Source organism: Mesorhizobium sp. M1143, from assembly GCF_040318435.1.
Taxonomy (GTDB): Bacteria; Pseudomonadota; Alphaproteobacteria; order Rhizobiales; family Rhizobiaceae; genus Mesorhizobium.
In genome coordinates this window covers 1-16,953 of the sequence record NZ_JAMYMJ010000077.1, presented here as the reverse complement: position 1 = coordinate 16,953, position 16,953 = coordinate 1, and the positions used below count along the sequence as shown (strand labels likewise).

The 16,953-nt window shown below is 63.5% G+C and carries 20 protein-coding genes; 10 read left to right on the top strand and 10 right to left on the bottom strand.

Annotated elements, in window-relative coordinates; all coding sequences use genetic code 11:
* Positions 1 to 150 precede the first annotated feature (150 nt).
* The 3 genes from NKH35_RS29135 to NKH35_RS29125 are packed head-to-tail and all read right to left on the bottom strand — an operon-like array spanning position 151 to position 2,646.
* Positions 151 to 1,188: a zinc-binding dehydrogenase gene (locus tag NKH35_RS29135; protein ID WP_023691846.1), complete on the bottom strand. Its 1,038-nt coding sequence runs from the start codon at positions 1,186 to 1,188 to the stop codon at positions 151 to 153.
* 11 nt (positions 1,189 to 1,199) lie between these two features.
* Positions 1,200 to 1,502, bottom strand: a complete 303-nt coding sequence (locus NKH35_RS29130; protein WP_081730910.1) for a zinc-binding dehydrogenase — start codon at positions 1,500 to 1,502, stop codon at positions 1,200 to 1,202.
* Positions 1,405 to 2,646, bottom strand: a complete 1,242-nt coding sequence (locus tag NKH35_RS29125) for an acyl-CoA dehydrogenase family protein (protein WP_352917205.1) — start codon at positions 2,644 to 2,646, stop codon at positions 1,405 to 1,407. Before NKH35_RS29125 ends, NKH35_RS29130 begins: the two co-directional genes overlap by 98 nt.
* A gap of 127 nt (positions 2,647 to 2,773) precedes the next feature.
* On the opposite strand from NKH35_RS29125, the gene NKH35_RS29120 reads away from it, so the two are divergent.
* From NKH35_RS29120 to NKH35_RS29110, 3 genes are read left to right on the top strand one after another with little or no spacing between them, the layout of a single operon-like run.
* The gene (locus tag NKH35_RS29120; protein WP_352917203.1) at positions 2,774 to 3,589 is read left to right on the top strand and encodes an SDR family oxidoreductase; all 816 of its coding nucleotides are present in this window, start codon (positions 2,774 to 2,776) and stop codon (positions 3,587 to 3,589) included.
* Complete coding sequence (locus NKH35_RS29115) at positions 3,586 to 4,101, top strand: MaoC family dehydratase (RefSeq protein WP_352917201.1); 516 nt, start codon at positions 3,586 to 3,588, stop codon at positions 4,099 to 4,101. Before NKH35_RS29120 ends, NKH35_RS29115 begins: the two co-directional genes overlap by 4 nt.
* Positions 4,098 to 5,132: a phosphotransferase family protein gene (locus NKH35_RS29110; RefSeq protein WP_352917199.1), complete on the top strand. Its 1,035-nt coding sequence runs from the start codon at positions 4,098 to 4,100 to the stop codon at positions 5,130 to 5,132. Before NKH35_RS29115 ends, NKH35_RS29110 begins: the two co-directional genes overlap by 4 nt.
* Positions 5,133 to 5,381: 249 nt before the next feature.
* On the opposite strand, the gene NKH35_RS29105 is transcribed toward NKH35_RS29110, so the two are convergent.
* Positions 5,382 to 6,209 (bottom strand): hypothetical protein, encoded by an 828-nt coding sequence (locus tag NKH35_RS29105; protein ID WP_352917197.1) that lies wholly within the window; start codon positions 6,207 to 6,209, stop codon positions 5,382 to 5,384.
* A 113-nt stretch (positions 6,210 to 6,322) separates the two neighbouring features.
* Between NKH35_RS29105 and NKH35_RS29100 the strand changes: the two genes are divergently transcribed.
* A complete protein-coding gene (locus NKH35_RS29100; RefSeq protein ID WP_023671149.1) occupies positions 6,323 to 6,967 on the top strand; it encodes a TetR/AcrR family transcriptional regulator in 645 nt (214 codons plus the stop codon).
* A gap of 185 nt (positions 6,968 to 7,152) precedes the next feature.
* Positions 7,153 to 7,386, top strand: coding sequence for a DUF680 domain-containing protein (locus NKH35_RS29095; protein ID WP_023671148.1), 234 nt, complete (start codon positions 7,153 to 7,155; stop codon positions 7,384 to 7,386).
* 123 nt (positions 7,387 to 7,509) lie between these two features.
* Here NKH35_RS29095 and NKH35_RS29090 read toward each other — a convergent pair whose 3' ends face one another.
* From NKH35_RS29090 to NKH35_RS29065, 6 genes are read right to left on the bottom strand one after another with little or no spacing between them, the layout of a single operon-like run.
* The gene (locus tag NKH35_RS29090) at positions 7,510 to 7,737 is read right to left on the bottom strand and encodes a hypothetical protein (protein WP_023671147.1); all 228 of its coding nucleotides are present in this window, start codon (positions 7,735 to 7,737) and stop codon (positions 7,510 to 7,512) included.
* 52 nt (positions 7,738 to 7,789) lie between these two features.
* Entirely contained in the window at positions 7,790 to 8,374 is a 585-nt protein-coding gene (locus tag NKH35_RS29085) for a sarcosine oxidase subunit gamma (RefSeq protein WP_352917195.1), read from the bottom strand.
* Complete coding sequence (locus NKH35_RS29080; protein WP_352917193.1) at positions 8,367 to 11,360, bottom strand: sarcosine oxidase subunit alpha; 2,994 nt, start codon at positions 11,358 to 11,360, stop codon at positions 8,367 to 8,369. The genes NKH35_RS29085 and NKH35_RS29080 overlap by 8 nt, the downstream gene beginning before the upstream one ends.
* The gene (locus tag NKH35_RS29075) at positions 11,357 to 11,668 is read right to left on the bottom strand and encodes a sarcosine oxidase subunit delta (RefSeq protein ID WP_352917192.1); all 312 of its coding nucleotides are present in this window, start codon (positions 11,666 to 11,668) and stop codon (positions 11,357 to 11,359) included. Before NKH35_RS29075 ends, NKH35_RS29080 begins: the two co-directional genes overlap by 4 nt.
* A gap of 12 nt (positions 11,669 to 11,680) precedes the next feature.
* Positions 11,681 to 12,103, bottom strand: a complete 423-nt coding sequence (locus tag NKH35_RS29070; RefSeq protein WP_023686459.1) for a hypothetical protein — start codon at positions 12,101 to 12,103, stop codon at positions 11,681 to 11,683.
* The gene (locus NKH35_RS29065) at positions 12,103 to 13,356 is read right to left on the bottom strand and encodes a sarcosine oxidase subunit beta (protein WP_023686460.1); all 1,254 of its coding nucleotides are present in this window, start codon (positions 13,354 to 13,356) and stop codon (positions 12,103 to 12,105) included. Before NKH35_RS29065 ends, NKH35_RS29070 begins: the two co-directional genes overlap by 1 nt.
* Positions 13,357 to 13,509: 153 nt before the next feature.
* Here NKH35_RS29065 and NKH35_RS29060 point away from each other — a divergent pair, with 153 nt between their 5' ends.
* From NKH35_RS29060 to NKH35_RS29040, 5 genes are all read left to right on the top strand, one after another.
* Entirely contained in the window at positions 13,510 to 13,929 is a 420-nt protein-coding gene (locus NKH35_RS29060; RefSeq protein ID WP_352917190.1) for a YrdB family protein, read from the top strand.
* Positions 13,930 to 14,063: 134 nt separating this feature from the next.
* Positions 14,064 to 14,822: an SDR family oxidoreductase gene (locus NKH35_RS29055; RefSeq protein WP_023704048.1), complete on the top strand. Its 759-nt coding sequence runs from the start codon at positions 14,064 to 14,066 to the stop codon at positions 14,820 to 14,822.
* Between the two features lie 105 nt (positions 14,823 to 14,927).
* Positions 14,928 to 15,314, top strand: coding sequence for an SET domain-containing protein (locus NKH35_RS29050; RefSeq protein ID WP_023671139.1), 387 nt, complete (start codon positions 14,928 to 14,930; stop codon positions 15,312 to 15,314).
* 176 nt (positions 15,315 to 15,490) lie between these two features.
* Positions 15,491 to 15,769 carry a 30S ribosomal protein S21 gene (gene rpsU / locus NKH35_RS29045; protein ID WP_023671138.1) on the top strand — a complete coding sequence of 93 codons (279 nt, stop codon included), beginning with the start codon at positions 15,491 to 15,493 and terminating at the stop codon, positions 15,767 to 15,769.
* Between the two features lie 202 nt (positions 15,770 to 15,971).
* Positions 15,972 to 16,826, top strand: a complete 855-nt coding sequence (locus tag NKH35_RS29040; protein ID WP_023671137.1) for a tetratricopeptide repeat protein — start codon at positions 15,972 to 15,974, stop codon at positions 16,824 to 16,826.
* Positions 16,827 to 16,953: the final 127 nt, after the last annotated feature.

Genomic DNA, 16,953 nt, shown 5'->3' with positions numbered 1-16,953 from the left:
GCCCCGCGGGGGGGGGGGGGGGGGCCGGCCCAAAAAACCGGGGGGCCTGGGCCCCCGTAAAAACACGGGTTCGCCCCAACCCCCCCACCCCGGACAAACCAAAAAATTGGCTTTTGCGTCGACCCTCCCCACAAGGGGGAGGGTAGAAAGTCACGGCCTAATAAACACCTTCCCGTTCGGCTTGGCCAGCTCCGCCGGGGCCTTCGCCATCGCCTCATCCAGCGGTAGCACCGCCGTCACGTCGGTTGACCAGCGCCCATCCGAAAAGCGCTTCTGTGCTTCCATGATCGCCGGGCCGCGCTTGTCGCGGAACTGGCGCATCCATTCGACCAGCCAGAAACCTTCAATGTGCTTGTGTTGGAAGATCATCTGGCCGGGCTCACGGATGACAGTGGTGTCCGGATCGAGCCGTCCATAGATGATCCAGCGCGAGCGCTTCGGCATGGCGTCGAAGATCGCCGAGGCCAGCGGCCCGGTCACGGCATCGAGGAAGATGCGCGGCTGCTCGGCCTTGACCACATCGCGTAGTGCTGCCTTGAAATCCGGCGCCTTCTCGTTGAGCACATGGGCAGCCCCGATCTCCTTCAACAGCGGAATCTGCTCGTCGCGGCGCACGGTGACGATCGGCCGGAACCCAGCCTCCTTGGCGAGACCCGCGATCAGCTTGCAAAGCTGGCTAGCGCCGGCGGTCATGATGAAGGCTTTTTCGCCCGTCTCCTTGACGATGTCGAACATGGCGAGCGCCGTGAGCGGGTTGACGATCATCGCCGCGCCATCCTCGTCGCGGACCGTGTCGAGCAGCGGAATGCAGCCGGCAGCTTCGGCAACTGCATAGTCCGCCCACGCACCCCAATTGGTGACGCCTGTGGTGAAGGCGATGCGCTTGCCGATCAGGCTTTTCGCATAGGGCTCGTCGCCGCTGGCAACGACCGTGCCGACACCCTCGAAGCCGGCCGGCTGGCCCTTGGCGCGCGGCTGACCGTACTGGCCCTTGATGAACATGACGTCGGACGGGTTGATCGAGGCGAGGCTGACCTTGATCAGAACCTGGCTCGGTCCGGGCGTCGGCACGCCGATGCTGCCAAGCTTGAGATACGGCTCCATCGCCTCCAGCGCACTGCCGGAGGGCGTCCTGGTGTAGCCGTCGCCGGTCAGCAGCAGTGCTTTCATGTCTGAGGGGATCGCCATGGCGGGGCTCCTTACAGTTTGAGGATGAGCTTGCCGGATGCGCCACGGCCAAGCACGCGCGTCACCACGGCGGCGGCATCGGCCAGCGGATAAGTGCCTTCGATGGCCGGCCGAACCTTGCCGGCGAGATGCCAGCCGACCAGCTCCTTCAGATTGTCGGCATGGACGAGCTGGTCGAGCGGCGCGAAATCGCGGGCGATGAGGGTTTTCATCCACTCAGACCCTTTCCTGCGTGTATTTCCTGAGCTCCGTGCGCGCCACCTGCCGGCGGTGCACGGCGTCCGGCCCGTCGGCGAGGCGCAGGGTTCGCAGATGCGTCCATGAGCGTGCCAGCGGCGTGTCCTGGCTGATGCCTTGCGCGCCGAACATCTGCACTGCCTCGTCGGTGACCTTGAGCGCGACGCGCGGTGCGATGACCTTGATCTGGCTGATCCAGGGCGCGGCTGCGCGCGCATCGCCCTGGTCGATCATCCACGCCGCCTTGAGGCAGAGCAGCCGCGCCATCTCGATCTCCATGCGGCACTCCGCGATGATGTCGAAATTGGCGCCGAGCTTGGCCAATGGCTGGCCGAAGGCCTCGCGGCGCACCGAGCGCTGGCACAGCAGCTCCAGCGCCATTTCGGCCTGGCCGATGGCGCGCATGCAATGGTGGATGCGGCCGGGGCCAAGCCGCCCCTGGGCGATCTCGAACCCCCTGCCCTCGCCGAGGATCAGGTTTCCGGCCGGCACCCGCACATTGTCGAAGCGAAGATGCATGTGGCCATGCGGCGCGTCGTCGTCGCCATAAACCTGCATCGGCCGCAGCTTGGTCACGCCCTTGGTACCGGACGGCACCAGGATCATCGAATGGCGGCGGTGCTGCGGCTCGGCTTCGCCGCCGGTCCGAACCATGACAATGTAGATGGCGCAGCGCGGGTCCCCGGCCCCCGACGCCCACCATTTCTCGCCGTTGAGTGCATAGTCGTCGCCTCGCCGTTCGCAGCGCATGGCGATGTTGGTGGCGTCGGAGGAAGCGACGTCCGGCTCGGTCATCAGATAGGCCGAGCGCATTTTCCCCTCGAGCAGCGGCGCCAGCCATGCCTGCTTGTGATCCTCCGAGCCATAGCGCTCCAGCACCTCCATATTGCCGGTGTCGGGCGCCGAGCAGTTGAAGGTCTCGGCGCCGAGATGCGCCTTGCCCATCTCCTCGGCGAGATAGGCATATTCAACGGTCGAGAGCCCGTAGCCGCGCTCGGACCCGGTCAGCCAGAAATTCCACAGACCGCGCTCCTTGGCCGTCTTCTTCAACCCTTCGAGGATCTCGGTCTGCCGCGCGGTGTAGACCCAGCGGTCGCCGCCCTTGCCGACCTCGCTCAAAAACTCATGATCGAGCGGCATGATCTCATCGCGCACCATGGTGGCGACGCGGGCGTGGATCGGCTTCAGCCGCTCGGTCATGCCGAGATTCATGTCCGCCATCGGTCTCCAACCCTTTCACGCATCTGGGGCACTTTACCCGTGGCAAGGATGACCGTACTTCGGGTAGCCTTGTCAACGCGAGCCCTTTCGCCCCAGACCGTGAGCAGAGAGGCGCGGAGGAATTGCGATGAGCCATCTGGAAGAACTGTTCTCAGTCGCCGGCAAGACAGCGCTGGTGACGGGAGCCGCGACCGGCATCGGCCGCATGGTGGCGACCGCTTTGGTCCAAGCCGGCGCTACCGTGATGATCGCCTCGCGCAAGGGCGAGGATTGCATCAAGGTCGCCGCTGAGTTGAACGGGCTCGGCGGCTCCGGCAGTGCCGAAGGTTTCGCCGGTGACGTCTCGAGCGAAGCAGGCATTGCCGCGCTGGTCAGCGAGGTCAAGGCGCGCACCGAGAAGCTGCACATCCTCGTCAACAATGCCGGCATATCCTGGGGCGCCTCGCTGGAGGATTTTCCCTATAGCGGCTGGGCCAAGGTGTTCGCCGTCAACGTCACCGCCGTCTTTCATCTGACGCGCGAATTGCTGCCGCTGCTGGAAGCCGCGGCCAGCGATGCCGATCCGGCTCGCGTCGTCAATCTGGGCTCGGTGATGGGCACGCAGCCGCTGGCCGACGACGCCTATTCCTACACCGCGTCCAAGGGCGCCGTTCACCACCTGACGCGCACGCTGGCGATCGAACTCGCGGCGCGGCGCATCACCGTCAACGCCTTCGCGCCCGGTCCCTTCCAGAGCCGGATGACCGCCTTTGCCACCGGCACCGACGAAAAGGCCAGACATGTCGGCAGCCATGTGCCGATCGGACGTATCGGCGTGGCGGATGACATCGGCGGCGCAACGCTCTATTTGTGCAGCCGTGCCGGTTCCTATGTCACCGGCGCCATCCTGCCGATCGACGGCGGGCAGTCGGTGCAGCATGGGCTGACATTGTTCAAGGAATGAGCCGCGGTCGGCGGCAAGGGGAGGACACCGCAGTGGAACCGATCAGTCTCGATGTGCTTCTGGCCAGCGTCGGCAAGGAAGTCGGCGTCTCGCCATGGCGCGAGGTCACACAGACCATGATCGACCAGTTCGCCGACGCCACCGACGACCACCAGTTCATCCATTGCGACCCCGAGCGCGCCAGGCTGGAGACGCCGTTCGGCGGCACCATCGCGCATGGCTTTCTGTCGCTGTCGCTGCTGTCGGCCATGACCTTCGAGACCATGCCGCCGCTGGAAAAGGGCAAGATGGGAGTCAATCACGGCTTCGATTCGCTGCGCTTCCTGGCGCCGGTGAAGACCGGCGCGCGCATCCGCACCCGCTTCGTGCTGGCCGACGTCAAGGTCAGGCCGTCGGGCTGGGTGCAGACGGCGCATGACGTGACCATCGAGATCGAAGGCTCGAAGAAGCCGGCGCTGACCGCGCGCTGGCTGACGCTGACGCTGATGGAGCGTGAGCCGGAGACCGCATGAGCGGCGACGCCAATGCGCTGGATCAGACAGAACTTGCGCCCTATCTCGAGTTGCACATCCCGGGTTTTGCCGGACTTTCCGCAATCGAAAAATTCAAGTCCGGCCAGTCCAACCCGACCTATCTGCTGACCGCGGCCAGCGGCCGCTATGTCCTGCGCGCCAAGCCGCCGGGCCAGTTGCTGAAATCGGCGCATCAGGTCGACCGCGAATTCACGGTCATGAAGGCGCTGGCCGGCACCGCCGTGCCGGTGCCGGCGATGCTGCATCTGTCGGCGGAGGCGACGCCGATCGGCCGCATGTTCTACGTCATGGATTTTCTCGACGGCCGCATCTTCTGGGATCCGGCAGTGCCGGAGGCCGCTGGCAACGATGAGCGCGCCGCCCTCTACGATGCTATGAACGCCACGCTGGCGGCCCTGCACGATGTCGATGTCGAGGCGGTCGGGCTCGGCGATTTCGGCAAACCCGGCAATTACTTCGAACGCCAGCTGGCACGCTGGACCAGCCAGTACCGCGCCTCGGAGACCGGCACGGTCGCCGACATGGACCTGCTGATCGCGTGGCTGGAGACGCATATGCCGGCCGATGACGGCCGAAAATCTCTCGTGCATGGCGACTACCGGCTGGACAACATGATCTTCGCGCACAATGAGCCGAAAGTGCTGGCCGTGCTCGACTGGGAACTGTCGACGCTTGGCCACCCCTTTGCCGACATCGCCTACCAGTGCATGCAATGGCGCTTGCCGCACGCCTCGGGCTTTCGCGGTCTTGGCGGCGTCGACCGCGCCGCCCTCGGCCTTCCCTTGGAGGAAGCCTATGTCGCGGCGTATTGCCGTCGGCGCGGGCTGGCCGGCATCGACAATTGGAGCTTCTTCCTCGCCTTCTCCTTCTTCCGCTTGGCGGCCATCTGTCAGGGCGTCTACAAGCGGGCGCTGGACGGCAACGCCTCCAATCCCGAAAAGGCCAGGACCTATGGCGAAGCGGTGAAGCTGCTGTCGCACCTTGCCGCCAAGCTGATCGACCGAACCTGACTCGACAATCAGATATTGTGGTCGGCGCGATTTGATGACAGATCGGATCAGTTCCGTTCCCCGACCGGGGAGCAAGCCCATACGGAGGTGGTGGCAACCGGCCTGGAAACAGGACGCAAACCGATCACCGTCTGTAGAAAGAGCATGATGCCGAAAGTGTGAAGCGGTTTTCGGACGACATCATGCTCTATCAATTTGATTAGACCCGGATTCAGATTTCAGGTCAATTCGACCTGAAATCATCCTGCTCTAGCGCGCATCGCTGGAAATGAACTTCATGTGCCGGCTGACTTGCAGGGCGATGTAGACGACCAGCGAGCATCCGATCGGAAACACGATCTCAATGAGGCCGGTGGCGACAGCCTGCGGCAATGCCAGCGCAATGTCCTTGGCTGCGGCAGTCTCGATCGTTAGCGCCGTGATCCCGCCGCCGAACACCGCGCCGGCCAAGGCACCCGCCAGCATGAAATGCAGCGAGCGAGGTTCTTCCTTGGATGCCAGCGAAGCCAGCATCCAGCCCAGCAAACCATACTCGATCGCCCGCAACATACCGAGCGTGGTGAGCGACAGGATCACGGGCTTTGCCGATACATCAAGCGCGCTCACCATCACCTTTTGCGTACCTTTGGCGATGCCCATGGCCAGCGGCCCCGAGATCATGGCGATCAGGCCGCCAAGCGAGGCTCGCACCTTGGTGATCGCCGTGCCGAGGCTGACGCCGGCGCAGACGAAGAATGACCAGGTCACGCCTTGCGCCAAGTCTATCAGAACCTGGGTCGGGGCCGGGTGCGAACCTGCCGCAAATCCGGCAGTCAAGATAAGCGCTTCCATGGCGAAGCCGATTGCGATAGCCAGCCATGCGACTATCACGACCCGCCTGAGCGCTAGCCTTGCGCCATGAGAAAGTGGATGTGCGCCCGGCAGCCCGGACGAAAGCTCTATCGCAGCCATAGAGGCCCCCCAAAACCGAAATTTCTTGCAGAGCCGCCAAATACGCTTTGTTTGTAACAGTCCGATGTTGCCTGCGTGCGCCCAGGTTGTGACATAGATGCTGGCGAAATGGACCAGAACGGGCACGACTATTCGAGAGAAAGCTTGAGGTCGCTTTTTGATGCCCCTGACAGCGCCCTTGCCCGTTTCCGTACAGCGTATATATTTAGTCATGCACAACCAACCAAAGGCACCGGATCTTGCCACTGAGCGTCCAGAAACGCCGCGAGAAACAAAAGGCCGAACTGCGTTCCGAACTGCTCGACGCAGCCCACAAGCTCGTCAAGGAAGAGGGCTATGAAGGCCTGACCATCCGCAAGTTGGCCAAGCGGGTCGGCTATGCTCCGATGTCGGTCTATTCCTACTTCGCCGACAAGCAAGACATCCTGTTTGCGCTGGCCGAGGATGCCTTCGAAACACTTGCCCGCCGCATCGAGGAGCATCCTTCCGACGATCCGATCGAGGCCTTGCGTGCGGTGATGACCGAATATGCTGCCTTCGGGCTCGGCAATCCCAACGAATACCGCACCGTGTTCATGACCGAAAAGACCAAGCTGCCGGAAGGCAGAAGCTATGAGGACATGGAAGAGGCCAACCCGGCGATGAAAGCGCTGATATCCAGGGTCGAGGCCTGCGTTGCTGCAGGCAAGCTGCAGGGCGATCCGCGCGCCATCGCCACCATGCTTTGGGCAGTCGGCCACGGCACCATCTCGCTTTTGATCACGTTCCCGTTCTACCCCTTCGGCGATCCACAGGCTTTCGTGACGCGGATGTGCGATTTCACACTCGCCACGCTCAGCACCCAGAATGTGCCGCCGCTGACCGAGACCCCGGTCGACTGCTGAGCATCCCCGCCCCTCCAATTCAACGCCGGCCTGACAGCTTCGGCTGTGTCAGTGCGCCGCAATTTTCGGCATTCAAAAAAATTTGTCGTACGCGTACGTTTTTCGACTTGAAAACCCATCTCGGTGGACGTATGTGTACGTTGTATCGTACATGTACGAAAAAAGTTTAACCGATGGAGACTGACATGAACAAGACCCTTCTCGCCCTCGCCACCGTGCTGGCTCTCTCCGGCTCGGCTTTCGCCGCCAACAACACACACTCGACCAAGCAGGCCCCCGCCGCCACCTGCGTCGACACCACGACCAATGCCAAGCTCGATTGCGCCGTGACCGGCTCGGTCGAAAAGTCCGACGTCAAGGCCAAGAGCCCGCGTCTCGGCATCGAGATCAACCCATGGATCGTGCCGAGCACGTTCTAAGTTGATCGGGCTCGACCACAGCACAACGACTAATTTAAGGGCGGCAGGATAATCCCGGCCGCCCGTTTTTTCCTCAGCGCAAGCCGGCTTTTCCTGAGTTCAAACCTGGCGTAGCCGAACGGGTTATTTCTTGCGCGGTTTGCGACCCGGCACCGTCTTGGCCTTGCCGGGTCTTGCCGGCGCGCCTGGGATGGCGGTCGAGGTGATCGACACCGGATCGCTGGCCGGAAAAGTGTCCTCGAGGCCTTCCTCGAGTTCTTCTTCGGCAGTCACCTCGTGATGCTGCTCATGTTCGAGTGAGCGCACGGCGGACGTCTTGCCAGCTGACTTCGGCGGCGCTTTCGACGGCATCGTATGTTCTCCCTGATGGGGGAAGCAGAACGGCTTGACCCGTCAAACGTTCCTACGCCGCCGCGTCGCTGGCTGCTTCCGACAGGAAAGTAAAGACATAGTCCGAGAAGGAACGCCAGCACTCGACCCGGAAAGCGTCGGCTGCCGTGCGCAACAGCAGGATTTCGCACTTGCCGAGAATGGTGCGCGACGCCGCGCCCACCGGAAAAGCCTCGAGCGACAAATCCTGCGGGCAGCCTGCATTGATCGCGGCGGCAGCCGCCGGGCCGGTGACGGCGAAGGCGACGTTGCGGTGCGAGATGCCGACCGCCGAATGCGATGCGGCAACCCCAGCACGATCGGCCAGCGGATCCTTGCCAGCCTCATCGATGACCAGCCACTCGTCAGGGCCAAGCCACAGCGCCGTGCGCCCTGTCTTCGACGCCGAAGTTTTCGGCTGCTTCGGCAAGGTCAGGCCGAGCGCCTTCGACAGCGCCGCGACGGAAGCCTCCGGCGCGCGCAGCGACATGCGCTCCGCCGGCGGCAGCACCTCGACCTTGACATCCGTTGCGGAAACGACGCGTCCAGCCAGGGCCGGGCGGCGCTCGACCGACGCCGCTGCAGCTGGGGCCGTCTTCTTTGCAGCAGCCTTAGCCATTGAGGCGCCCTCCCGTCTCGTCGAAGAACACCATGCCGGTAACCTCCACTTCGATCACGCCGTTCGGCATCGGCACATAGAGCGTGGCGCCCATCCGGTCGCGGCCGCCGGCAACCAGCGCCAGCGCGATCGAGCGACCGCAATTTTCCGACCAGTAGCTGGATGTGACGTGACCGATCATCTTCATCGGGATCGCCTGCTTCGGGTCAGCGACGATCTGCGCGCCCTCCTCAAGCACCACTTTCGGGTCCTTGGTCTTCAAGCCGACCAGCTGCTTGCGGCCCTTGGCGACAAGGTCGGGCCGCTTCAGGCCGCGGATGCCGACGAAATCGGTCTTCTTCTTGCCGACCGCCCAGTCGAGCCCGGCATCGTTCGGCGTCACCGTACCATCCGTGTCCTGGCCGACGATGATGTAGCCCTTTTCGGCGCGCAGCACGTGCATGGCCTCGGTGCCGTAGGCAGTAGCGCCATGCTTCTGGCCTTCGGCCCACAGCGCTTCCCAGACCGCCTGGCCGTGATCAGCCGGCACGTTGACTTCAAAACCGCGCTCGCCGGTGAACGACATGCGAAACAGCCTGGTCGGCACGCCGCAGATCTTGCCTTCGCGCACCGACATATGCGGCAGCGCCTCGTCCGACATGTCGATGCCTTCGACCAGCGGTGCAATGATGTCGCGCGACTTCGGCCCCTGCACGGCGATGACCGCCCATTGTTCGGTGATCGACGTCAGCCAGACATTGAGATGCGGGAACTCGGTCTGGAGATAGTCCTCCATGTGGTTCATGACGCGCGGCGCGCCGCCGGTTGTCGTCGTCACATGGAAACGATCCGGCGCCAGTCGGCCGACGACGCCGTCATCATAGATGAAGCCGTCCTCGCGCAGCATGATGCCATAGCGGCAGCGGCCGCGTTCCAGCTTCTCCCATGGATTGGTGTAGAGCAGTTCCATGAACCTGGCCGCATCCGGTCCGACCACTTCGATCTTGCCCAGCGTCGAGGCATCGAACAGGCCGGCATTGCTGCGCACAGCGACGCATTCGCGGTCGACCGCCTTGTGCATGTCCTCGCCGGGTTTGGGGAAATACCAGGCGCGCTTCCACTGGCCGACATCCTCGAACACCGCGCCTTGAGCTTCCGCCCAGGGATGGATCGCGGTCTTGCGTGTCGGGTCGAACAGCGGACCGCGCGAATGGCTGACGATCGCGCCGAAAGTGACAGGCGTATAGGGTGCGCGGAACGTGGTCAGCCCGACCTCGGGGATCGGCTTGCCCAGCGTCTCGGCGGCAATCGCCAGGCCGTGCATGTTGGAGGTCTTGCCCTGGTCGGTCGCCATGCCGTTGGTGGTGAAGCGCTTGACGTGCTCGATCGAGCGCATGCCTTCATGCACCGCCTGGCGGATGTCCTTGGCGGTGACGTCGTTCTGGAAATCGACGAAGGCCTTGACCGTCTTGTCCGGCCCGGCGCCGGGCGCCGCGCCCAGCATGCCGCGCGACCAGCTTTCCGACGCGTCGACCTTCGGCTTAACGCCCTTGGCCACTTTGCCGCCCGCATCCTTCGCCGCCTTGGCGCCGGCCGCATAGGCTTCGTCGATCGACGCCGAGAGCCCATCCGTACCGTTGCAGGCGCCGACCGAAACGCAGTCCTGCGCATAGATGCCCGGCACGAAGCGCTTGGTCTCGTCATTGAAGGCGACCTTGCCGCGCGACTGTGAGAACAAATGCACCGACGGCGTCCAGCCGGCCGACATCAGGATGGCGTCGACCGGAATGGTGCGCTCGCCGCCCCCATTCTTCGGCTGCACCGTCATCGAGGTCACGCGCAACTTGCCGCCGGCGCGGATCACCGCGCGGCCGAAATTGACCTCGATCCCGAGCGCCCTCGCCTCGTCGATCACAGGTCCGGTCGGATGGTCGCGCAGGTCAACGATCGCCGCCACGTTGACGCCGACCTTCTTCAGGTCGATCGCGGCGGAGTAGGCCGAGTCATTGGCGGTGTAGACGCCGACATTTTTGCCGACCGCGACACCGTACTGGTTGAGATAAGTCCGCGCCGCCGAGGCCAGCATGATGCCGGGCCGGTCATTGTCGGTAAACACCATATGGCGTTCGATGGCGCCGGTCGCCAGCACCACGCGCTTGGCGCGTACCTGCCATAGGCGCTCGCGCGGCAAATCGTGGCCGGGGTTTTGCAGATGGTCGCTGACCCGCTCGACCAGGCCGACGAAATTCTGCGCGTAATAGCCGAACGCCGTCGTGCGCGAGAGCACACGGACATTGTCCATGGCGGCAAGCTTGGCTACCGCTGCTTGCGCCCAGCCAAAGCCGTCATGGCCGTCTATCCTGGCGCCGCTCTCGAAACGCAGGCTGCCGCCGAAGCCGGCCTGCTCGTCGACGAGGATGACACGCGCGCCGGTTTCGGCAGCGGCAAGCGCTGCCGCGATGCCGGCCGCACCGCCGCCCAGCACCAGCACGTCGCAATGCGCATAGCGCGAGGAATAATGGTCGGGATCTGGCTTGTCGGGCGAAACGCCGAGACCCGCCGCGGCGCGGATCTTCGGCTCGTAGAGACTCTTCCAGGCCGCCTTCGGCCACATGAAGGTCTTGTAGTAGAAACCGGCCGAAAACAGCGGCGATGCCAGATCGTTGACCGCGCCGACGTCGAAGGCGAGCGACGGCCAGCGGTTTTGCGAGTTGGCGACGAGCCCGTCATAGAGCTCCTGCACCGTGGCGCGGATGTTGGGCGCCTTGCGTGCCGCGTCGCGCTTGACCTCGACCAGCGCATTTGGCTCTTCCGCTCCGGCCGACAGGAAGCCGCGCGGACGGTGATACTTGAACGAACGTCCCACCAGATGCACGCCATTGGCAAGCAGCGCCGAGGCCAGCGTGTCGCCTTCGATGCCGGTGTAAGACTGGCCGTCGAAAGAGAACCGCGCGGTCTTGGCCTGGCTGAGACGGCCGGCGCTCGGAATGCGGAACGCGCCGCTCATTTGGAAGCCATTTCGTTGGAGTTTTTGGGCAGCTTGGACGGTTTCGGCTCGCCGGCTTTGTAAGTCATGACGAACTTGTCGGTGACGGTGTCGCGCACCGCGTTGAAGAAACGCGCGCAGCCATGGATGTGGCGCCAGCGCTCATAGATGATGCCCTTGGGGTTCGAGCGGATGAAGAAGAACTTTTCGAAGGCGTCGTCGCTCTCGCCCGCCATGTTGGCCGAACGCGCAATATGCGCCTCGCCGGCGTTACGGAACTCGAGCTCCGGGCGCTCTTCCTCGCAATAGGGGCAGCGGATGAGAAGCATTATCGTTCGTTCCTACAATTCGCCGTGGCCGACATGCGCGCCGGCCGGTTGGTTGCAAAGCCTCTGGCCCATCGCCGCAAAAGGCGCGACGAGCCGAATGCGCTCCTCTACACTTGCGGCGGGGCGAAACAGCTCGCGATACGCCATGTTGCCGATCGTGAGCTGAAACGGATCGGTCGTTACGATGACGCTGCGCGCATCGAATGTGTCGTCCTCGCCGAGATCGGAGGGCCTGTTCTCCATGAAGATGACCACCTTCTGGCCACCGCTCCACACGCATGCCAGAATGCCGGCGTCGATCGAAAACGGCCAATTGGCTTCGTTGCCGGCGCGGCTGATCGGCTGCGTCCGCACCTCGTCCGGTGACGGAAAATGGAACAGGTCCTGCTCCCCCGCCAGCACCAGCGGCACCGCTACAGCCAGTTCCACCATCATCAGTGCGCCACCGCCGCCGCTGCTGCCTCGTCGATGAGGCGCCCGGTGCGGAAGCGCTCGATGGTGAAGGGCGCGTTGATCGGATGCGGATCGTCCTTGGCAATCGTGTGGGCAAAGACATGGCCTGAGCCGGGCGTTGCCTTGAAGCCGCCCGTGCCCCAGCCGCAATTGACATAGAGGCCTGATACCGGCGTCTTGGCCAGGATCGGCGAACGGTCGGGCGTCACGTCGACGATGCCGCCCCACGAGCGCAGCATCTTCATGCGGGTGAAGATCGGGAACATCTCGCAGATGGCGTCCAGCGTATGCTGCAAAATGTGCAGGCCGCCGGTCTGCGAATAGGAGACATACTGGTCGGTACCGGCGCCGATCACCAGTTCGCCCTTGTCGGACTGCGAGATGTAGGCGTGCACCGTGTTCGACATCACCACGCAAGGCACCACCGGCTTAACCGGCTCCGACACCAGCGCCTGCAGCGGATAGCTTTCCAGCGGCATGCGCACGCCGGCCATGTTCATGATCACCGAGGAATGGCCTGCAGCCACCACACCGACCTTCTTGGCGCCGATGAAGCCGCGCGTCGTGTCGACGCCCATGACCGCGCCATTGGCCGCCCGCTTGACGCCGGTGACCTCGCAATTCTGGATGATGTGCACGCCGCGCGCCGAAGCGCCGCGCGCATAGCCCCAGGCCACCGCATCGTGACGCGCCGTGCCGCCTCGCCGCTGCAAGGCGGCGCCGACAACGGGATAGCGCGCCTGCCTGGAAATGTTGAGCGGCGGGCAGAATTCCTTCGCCTGCTCGGGCGTCAGCCATTCATTGTCGATGCCGTTGAGACGGTTGGCATGGACATGGCGCTTCAGCACCTGGATGTCGTGCACATTGTGCGCCAGCATCATGACGCCGCGCGCCGAATACATGACGTTGTAGTTGAGTTCCTGGGAGAGCCCATCCCACAGCTTCAGCGCATGGTCGTAAATGCCGGCGCTCTCGTCATAGAGATAGTTGGAGCGGATGATGGTGGTGTTGCGCCCGGTGTTGCCGCCGCCTAGCCAGCCCTTTTCCAGCACCGCGACATTGGTGATGCCGTGCACGGTGGCGAGATAGTAAGCGGTGGCCAGGCCATGACCGCCGGCGCCGACGATGATGACGTCATATTCCTTCTTCGGTTCCGGCGAGGACCATTGTTCCTCCCAGCCCTTGTGGCCGCGCATGGCCTCGCGGGCGATGGCGAATACCGAATATTTTTTCAACGTTCCAGCCTCGCAAATGGCGGTGGGGTATTTTACGCAGCCCCGGCGCGCGAGGTGTATCACTAGCGAAACGGCGCTTCCACCCTTGCGCTGTTTGCGACGGCGCTTGCCGTTTTGCGCCGCGGTGGAAAAGACCTGCCCGGGCTGGCAGGCATGGCTGCGTTCGGACACACTGGCGATCGCGAGACTCTGGAGGACGTATATGGGCAACGCCTGGTGGAATATCTGACCTTGCGTTTCCTGCTGGAACTTGCCGCCTTGCTTGGCCTCGGCTTTGCCGGCTGGAGCCTCTCCGGCGGATGGTGGCGCTGGGTCCTCGCCTTGGCCTTGCCGTTCATTGCAGCTGCGCTGTGGGGAACCTTCGCGGTGCGCGGCGATCCGAGCCGGTCCGGACGCGCGCCGGTTCCTGTACCAGGCGCAGTCAGGCTGGTGCTTGAACTGGCCATCCTGTTTGGCGGTGCAGCCGGATTCTATGCCGCCGGTCACACGACTACGGGCGTTGTCATCACGCTGCTCATCGCCATCAGCTACGCATTTTCGCTCGATCGCCTCGGCTGGCTGCTGAAGCAATAGTCCGGCGCGCGGCGCTTGTGCCGCTGCGAAGCCATTCAGCAAGTCGAGCACGTATCGGGTGGCTAGCACCGTCTCGAACTGCGATCAACATCCCGGTTGCCGGCACAGCCGGCGCGATGAAAGGATGTAAGAAAATGTTCGCACTCGCCAATAAAGCCGCCATCGTCACCGGCGCCAGTTCCGGCATCGGCCGCGCCACCGCAAAACTCTTCGCCGAAGAAGGCGCCAGGGTCGTCATCGCCGCCCGCCGCCAGGCCGAACTCGATGCGCTGGTCGTCGAAATCGAGGACGCCGACGGCACGGCAGTCGCGCTTGCCGGCGATGTCCGCGACGAAGCCTATGCAAAAGCCCTCGTCGATCTCGCCGTCGAAAAATTCGGCGGGCTCGATATCGCCTTCAACAATGTCGGCTCCGTCGGAACGATGGGTCCGATTTCGGAACTGTCGCTGGACGGATGGCGCGAGACGCTCGACGCCAATCTGACCAGCGCCTTTCTCGGCGCGAAATACCAGGTGCCGGCGATGGTCGAACGCGGCGGCGGATCGCTGATCTTCACCTCGACCTTCGTCGGTCACACAGTCGGCATGCCGGGCATGACCAGCTATGCCGCGAGCAAGGCCGGACTGATCGGCCTGACGCAGGTACTGGCCGCCGAATACGGCCCCAGGGGCGTGCGGGTCAACGCGCTGATGCCGGGTGGCACCGACACCCCGTCGGCAACATTCAAGACGCCGGAATCACGCGCTTTCGTGGAAAACCTGCATGCCTTGAAACGTGTCGCTGTGCCTGAAGAGATCGCCCGCGCTGCGCTCTTCCTGGCATCGGATGCGTCGAGCTTCACCACAGGATCGGCGCTGTTTGCCGATGGCGGCGTCTCGATCACCCGGACGTGAAGCATTTCGCGGGTCATCGCCCGCGCCGATCAGCCATAGAACCCGAAACCGGACTTGCTTTTTCCACGCGATTTGGCGATTCGGTTTCGGGTGAGGAGGACGGACATGCTGCTGATCAGGACCTATGTCGCCCAGAGCGCAATCGAAGGCGTCGGCGTGTTCGCCGCCGAGCCGATCAGGAAGGGCGCCTCGATATGGCGGCTCGATCCGGATTTCGACCGGCTGATCCCGATGGACAAATACGAGGCGGCGCCGCCGCACCTCAAGGAATTGCTCGACCGCTATGCCTATCCGAGCCCCGACCGTCCCGGCTTCATGGTCTATGAAGTCGATAATGGCCGCTTCATGAACCACGCCGAGCGGCCGAACACGGATTTTTCGCAATATGGCGGCGCCACCGCCACTCGAGATATATCAGCCGGCGAGGAAATTACCTGCGATTACGGCGAATTCTTCGAGGATTTCGCACGGCTCCATCTGGCCAGCGCCTAGTTGGCGCCCTATCTCGGGGCTGCCGTGGCAAATTGGCGGTTGTCCTTCATTTCCAGTGTGGACAGCGCGGCCTGATTCTGCTATCAGCCGCCACAATTCGTGGTGTAAAGCGCCGCGGAGGCATGTGGCTATGGTCACTTGCCTGTTGATATCAAACCCGAAAGACAGGATTGCCCGTGCAGGTACTCGTCCGCGACAATAACGTTGATCAGGCGCTTCGCGCTCTCAAGAAGAAGATGCAGCGCGAAGGCATTTTCCGCGAAATGAAGATGCGCGGCCATTACGAGAAGCCTTCCGAGAAGCGCGCCCGTGAAAAGGCCGAAGCCGTTCGCCGCGCCCGCAAGCTGGCGCGCAAGCGCGCCCAGCGCGAAGGCCTGCTGCCGATGACGCCGCGCCCGGTTGCTGCCGGCGCCGCCGGTGGTCCTGGTGGTGCTCCGCGTCCGCCGCGGTTCTGACGCCAATTTTTCGTCCTTTTCGAAGGATACTCTGAGGTGGCGCGATGCGGAATCGCCGCCACCTTTTTGTTTGGAGCGCCGCCATTCTGTTGGAGGCCGTTCCCTTGAACGCGCAAACGGCGTTCTAGATTTTGTTACGACAATCTGTGACCCGGCCCGGAGGGGGACCTGGACGGCGCGCTGAAGTGAGGACAGGGCAGACATGAACGCAATCGGCGTAGAGCGCAAAACCACAATGCGCGGTTTGGCCCTGGCGGCAGCCCTGATGTCCGGCCTGGTGCTTGCCAGTTGCCAGAGCGTTCCGACCGGCGAATTCAACAACATCGACAAGGCGCAAGGCTCAAGCGAGAACATCTCCTCGCTGTCGGCGGTGATCCAGCGCAATCCGCAGGATCCGGAAGGCTACAATGTGCGCGGCTCGGCCTATGGCCGTGGCGGCCAGTACCAGGCGGCGCTGAAGGATTTCGACACCGCCATCCAGCTCAACCCGAATTTCTACCAGGCCTATTCGAACCGGGCACTGATCCAGCGCTTCCTCGGCAACCAGGCGGCCGCCCTTGCCGACTACAACCGCTCGATCCAGATCAATGCAAATTATGACGCCGCCTATATCGGCCGCGGCAACCTCTATCGCAAGGCCGGCCAGACCCAGCAGGCCTTCAACGATTTCCAGAAGGCGATCCAGCTCGACACCACGGATGCCCGCGCCTATCACAATCGCGGCCTGATCTATCAAAGCCAGGGCCAGCACAAGTTTGCCATCGAGGATTTCTCGACCGCCATCTCCCTGGCGCCGGACGCGGCCGAACCCTATAACGGCCGCGGCCTCTCCTATCTCGCCATGAATGACGAGGACAACGCCTTCTCCGACTTCAACATGGCCATCAAGCTCGACGGCAAGAACGCCGAAGCCTGGTCCAACCAGGCGCTGATCTACGAGCGCCGCGGCGACAAGGTCAAGGCCTCGAAGGCCTACCGCGAAGCCGTCCATCTCGACCCGACCTACCAGCCGGCCAAGGACGGCCTGTCGCGCACATCGGGCGCCACCGCCGGCTGAGATGCAGCCGGCGCGCCCCCCAACGGCGGCGGTTATTAAAAACGTAGATTTCAGCATGAAGGCGCCGCGGGGGCGGGTTATTCCAAAGGCGGGGGATAAATAACCACTGAACCGGCCCGCCCGAGTA

Bases quoted from the DNA above. Each gene is read 5' to 3' on its own strand.
- NKH35_RS29075 (WP_352917192.1), bottom strand. From the start codon at position 11,668: ATGCTTCTCATCCGCTGCCCCTATTGCGAGGAAGAGCGCCCGGAGCTC.
- NKH35_RS29095 (WP_023671148.1), top strand. From the start codon at position 7,153: ATGAACAAGACCCTTCTCGCCCTCGCCACCGTGCTGGCTCTCTCCGGC.
- NKH35_RS29135 (WP_023691846.1), bottom strand. From the start codon at position 1,188: ATGGCGATCCCCTCAGACATGAAAGCACTGCTGCTGACCGGCGACGGC.
- NKH35_RS29090 (WP_023671147.1), bottom strand. From the start codon at position 7,737: ATGCCGTCGAAAGCGCCGCCGAAGTCAGCTGGCAAGACGTCCGCCGTG.
- NKH35_RS29085 (WP_352917195.1), bottom strand. From the start codon at position 8,374: ATGGCTAAGGCTGCTGCAAAGAAGACGGCCCCAGCTGCAGCGGCGTCG.
- NKH35_RS29125 (WP_352917205.1), bottom strand. From the start codon at position 2,646: ATGGCGGACATGAATCTCGGCATGACCGAGCGGCTGAAGCCGATCCAC.
- NKH35_RS29060 (WP_352917190.1), top strand. From the start codon at position 13,510: ATGGCTGCGTTCGGACACACTGGCGATCGCGAGACTCTGGAGGACGTA.
- NKH35_RS29070 (WP_023686459.1), bottom strand. From the start codon at position 12,103: ATGATGGTGGAACTGGCTGTAGCGGTGCCGCTGGTGCTGGCGGGGGAG.
- NKH35_RS29040 (WP_023671137.1), top strand. From the start codon at position 15,972: ATGAACGCAATCGGCGTAGAGCGCAAAACCACAATGCGCGGTTTGGCC.
- NKH35_RS29120 (WP_352917203.1), top strand. From the start codon at position 2,774: ATGAGCCATCTGGAAGAACTGTTCTCAGTCGCCGGCAAGACAGCGCTG.
- NKH35_RS29080 (WP_352917193.1), bottom strand. From the start codon at position 11,360: ATGAGCGGCGCGTTCCGCATTCCGAGCGCCGGCCGTCTCAGCCAGGCC.
- NKH35_RS29055 (WP_023704048.1), top strand. From the start codon at position 14,064: ATGTTCGCACTCGCCAATAAAGCCGCCATCGTCACCGGCGCCAGTTCC.
- NKH35_RS29050 (WP_023671139.1), top strand. From the start codon at position 14,928: ATGCTGCTGATCAGGACCTATGTCGCCCAGAGCGCAATCGAAGGCGTC.
- NKH35_RS29115 (WP_352917201.1), top strand. From the start codon at position 3,586: ATGAGCCGCGGTCGGCGGCAAGGGGAGGACACCGCAGTGGAACCGATC.
- NKH35_RS29110 (WP_352917199.1), top strand. From the start codon at position 4,098: ATGAGCGGCGACGCCAATGCGCTGGATCAGACAGAACTTGCGCCCTAT.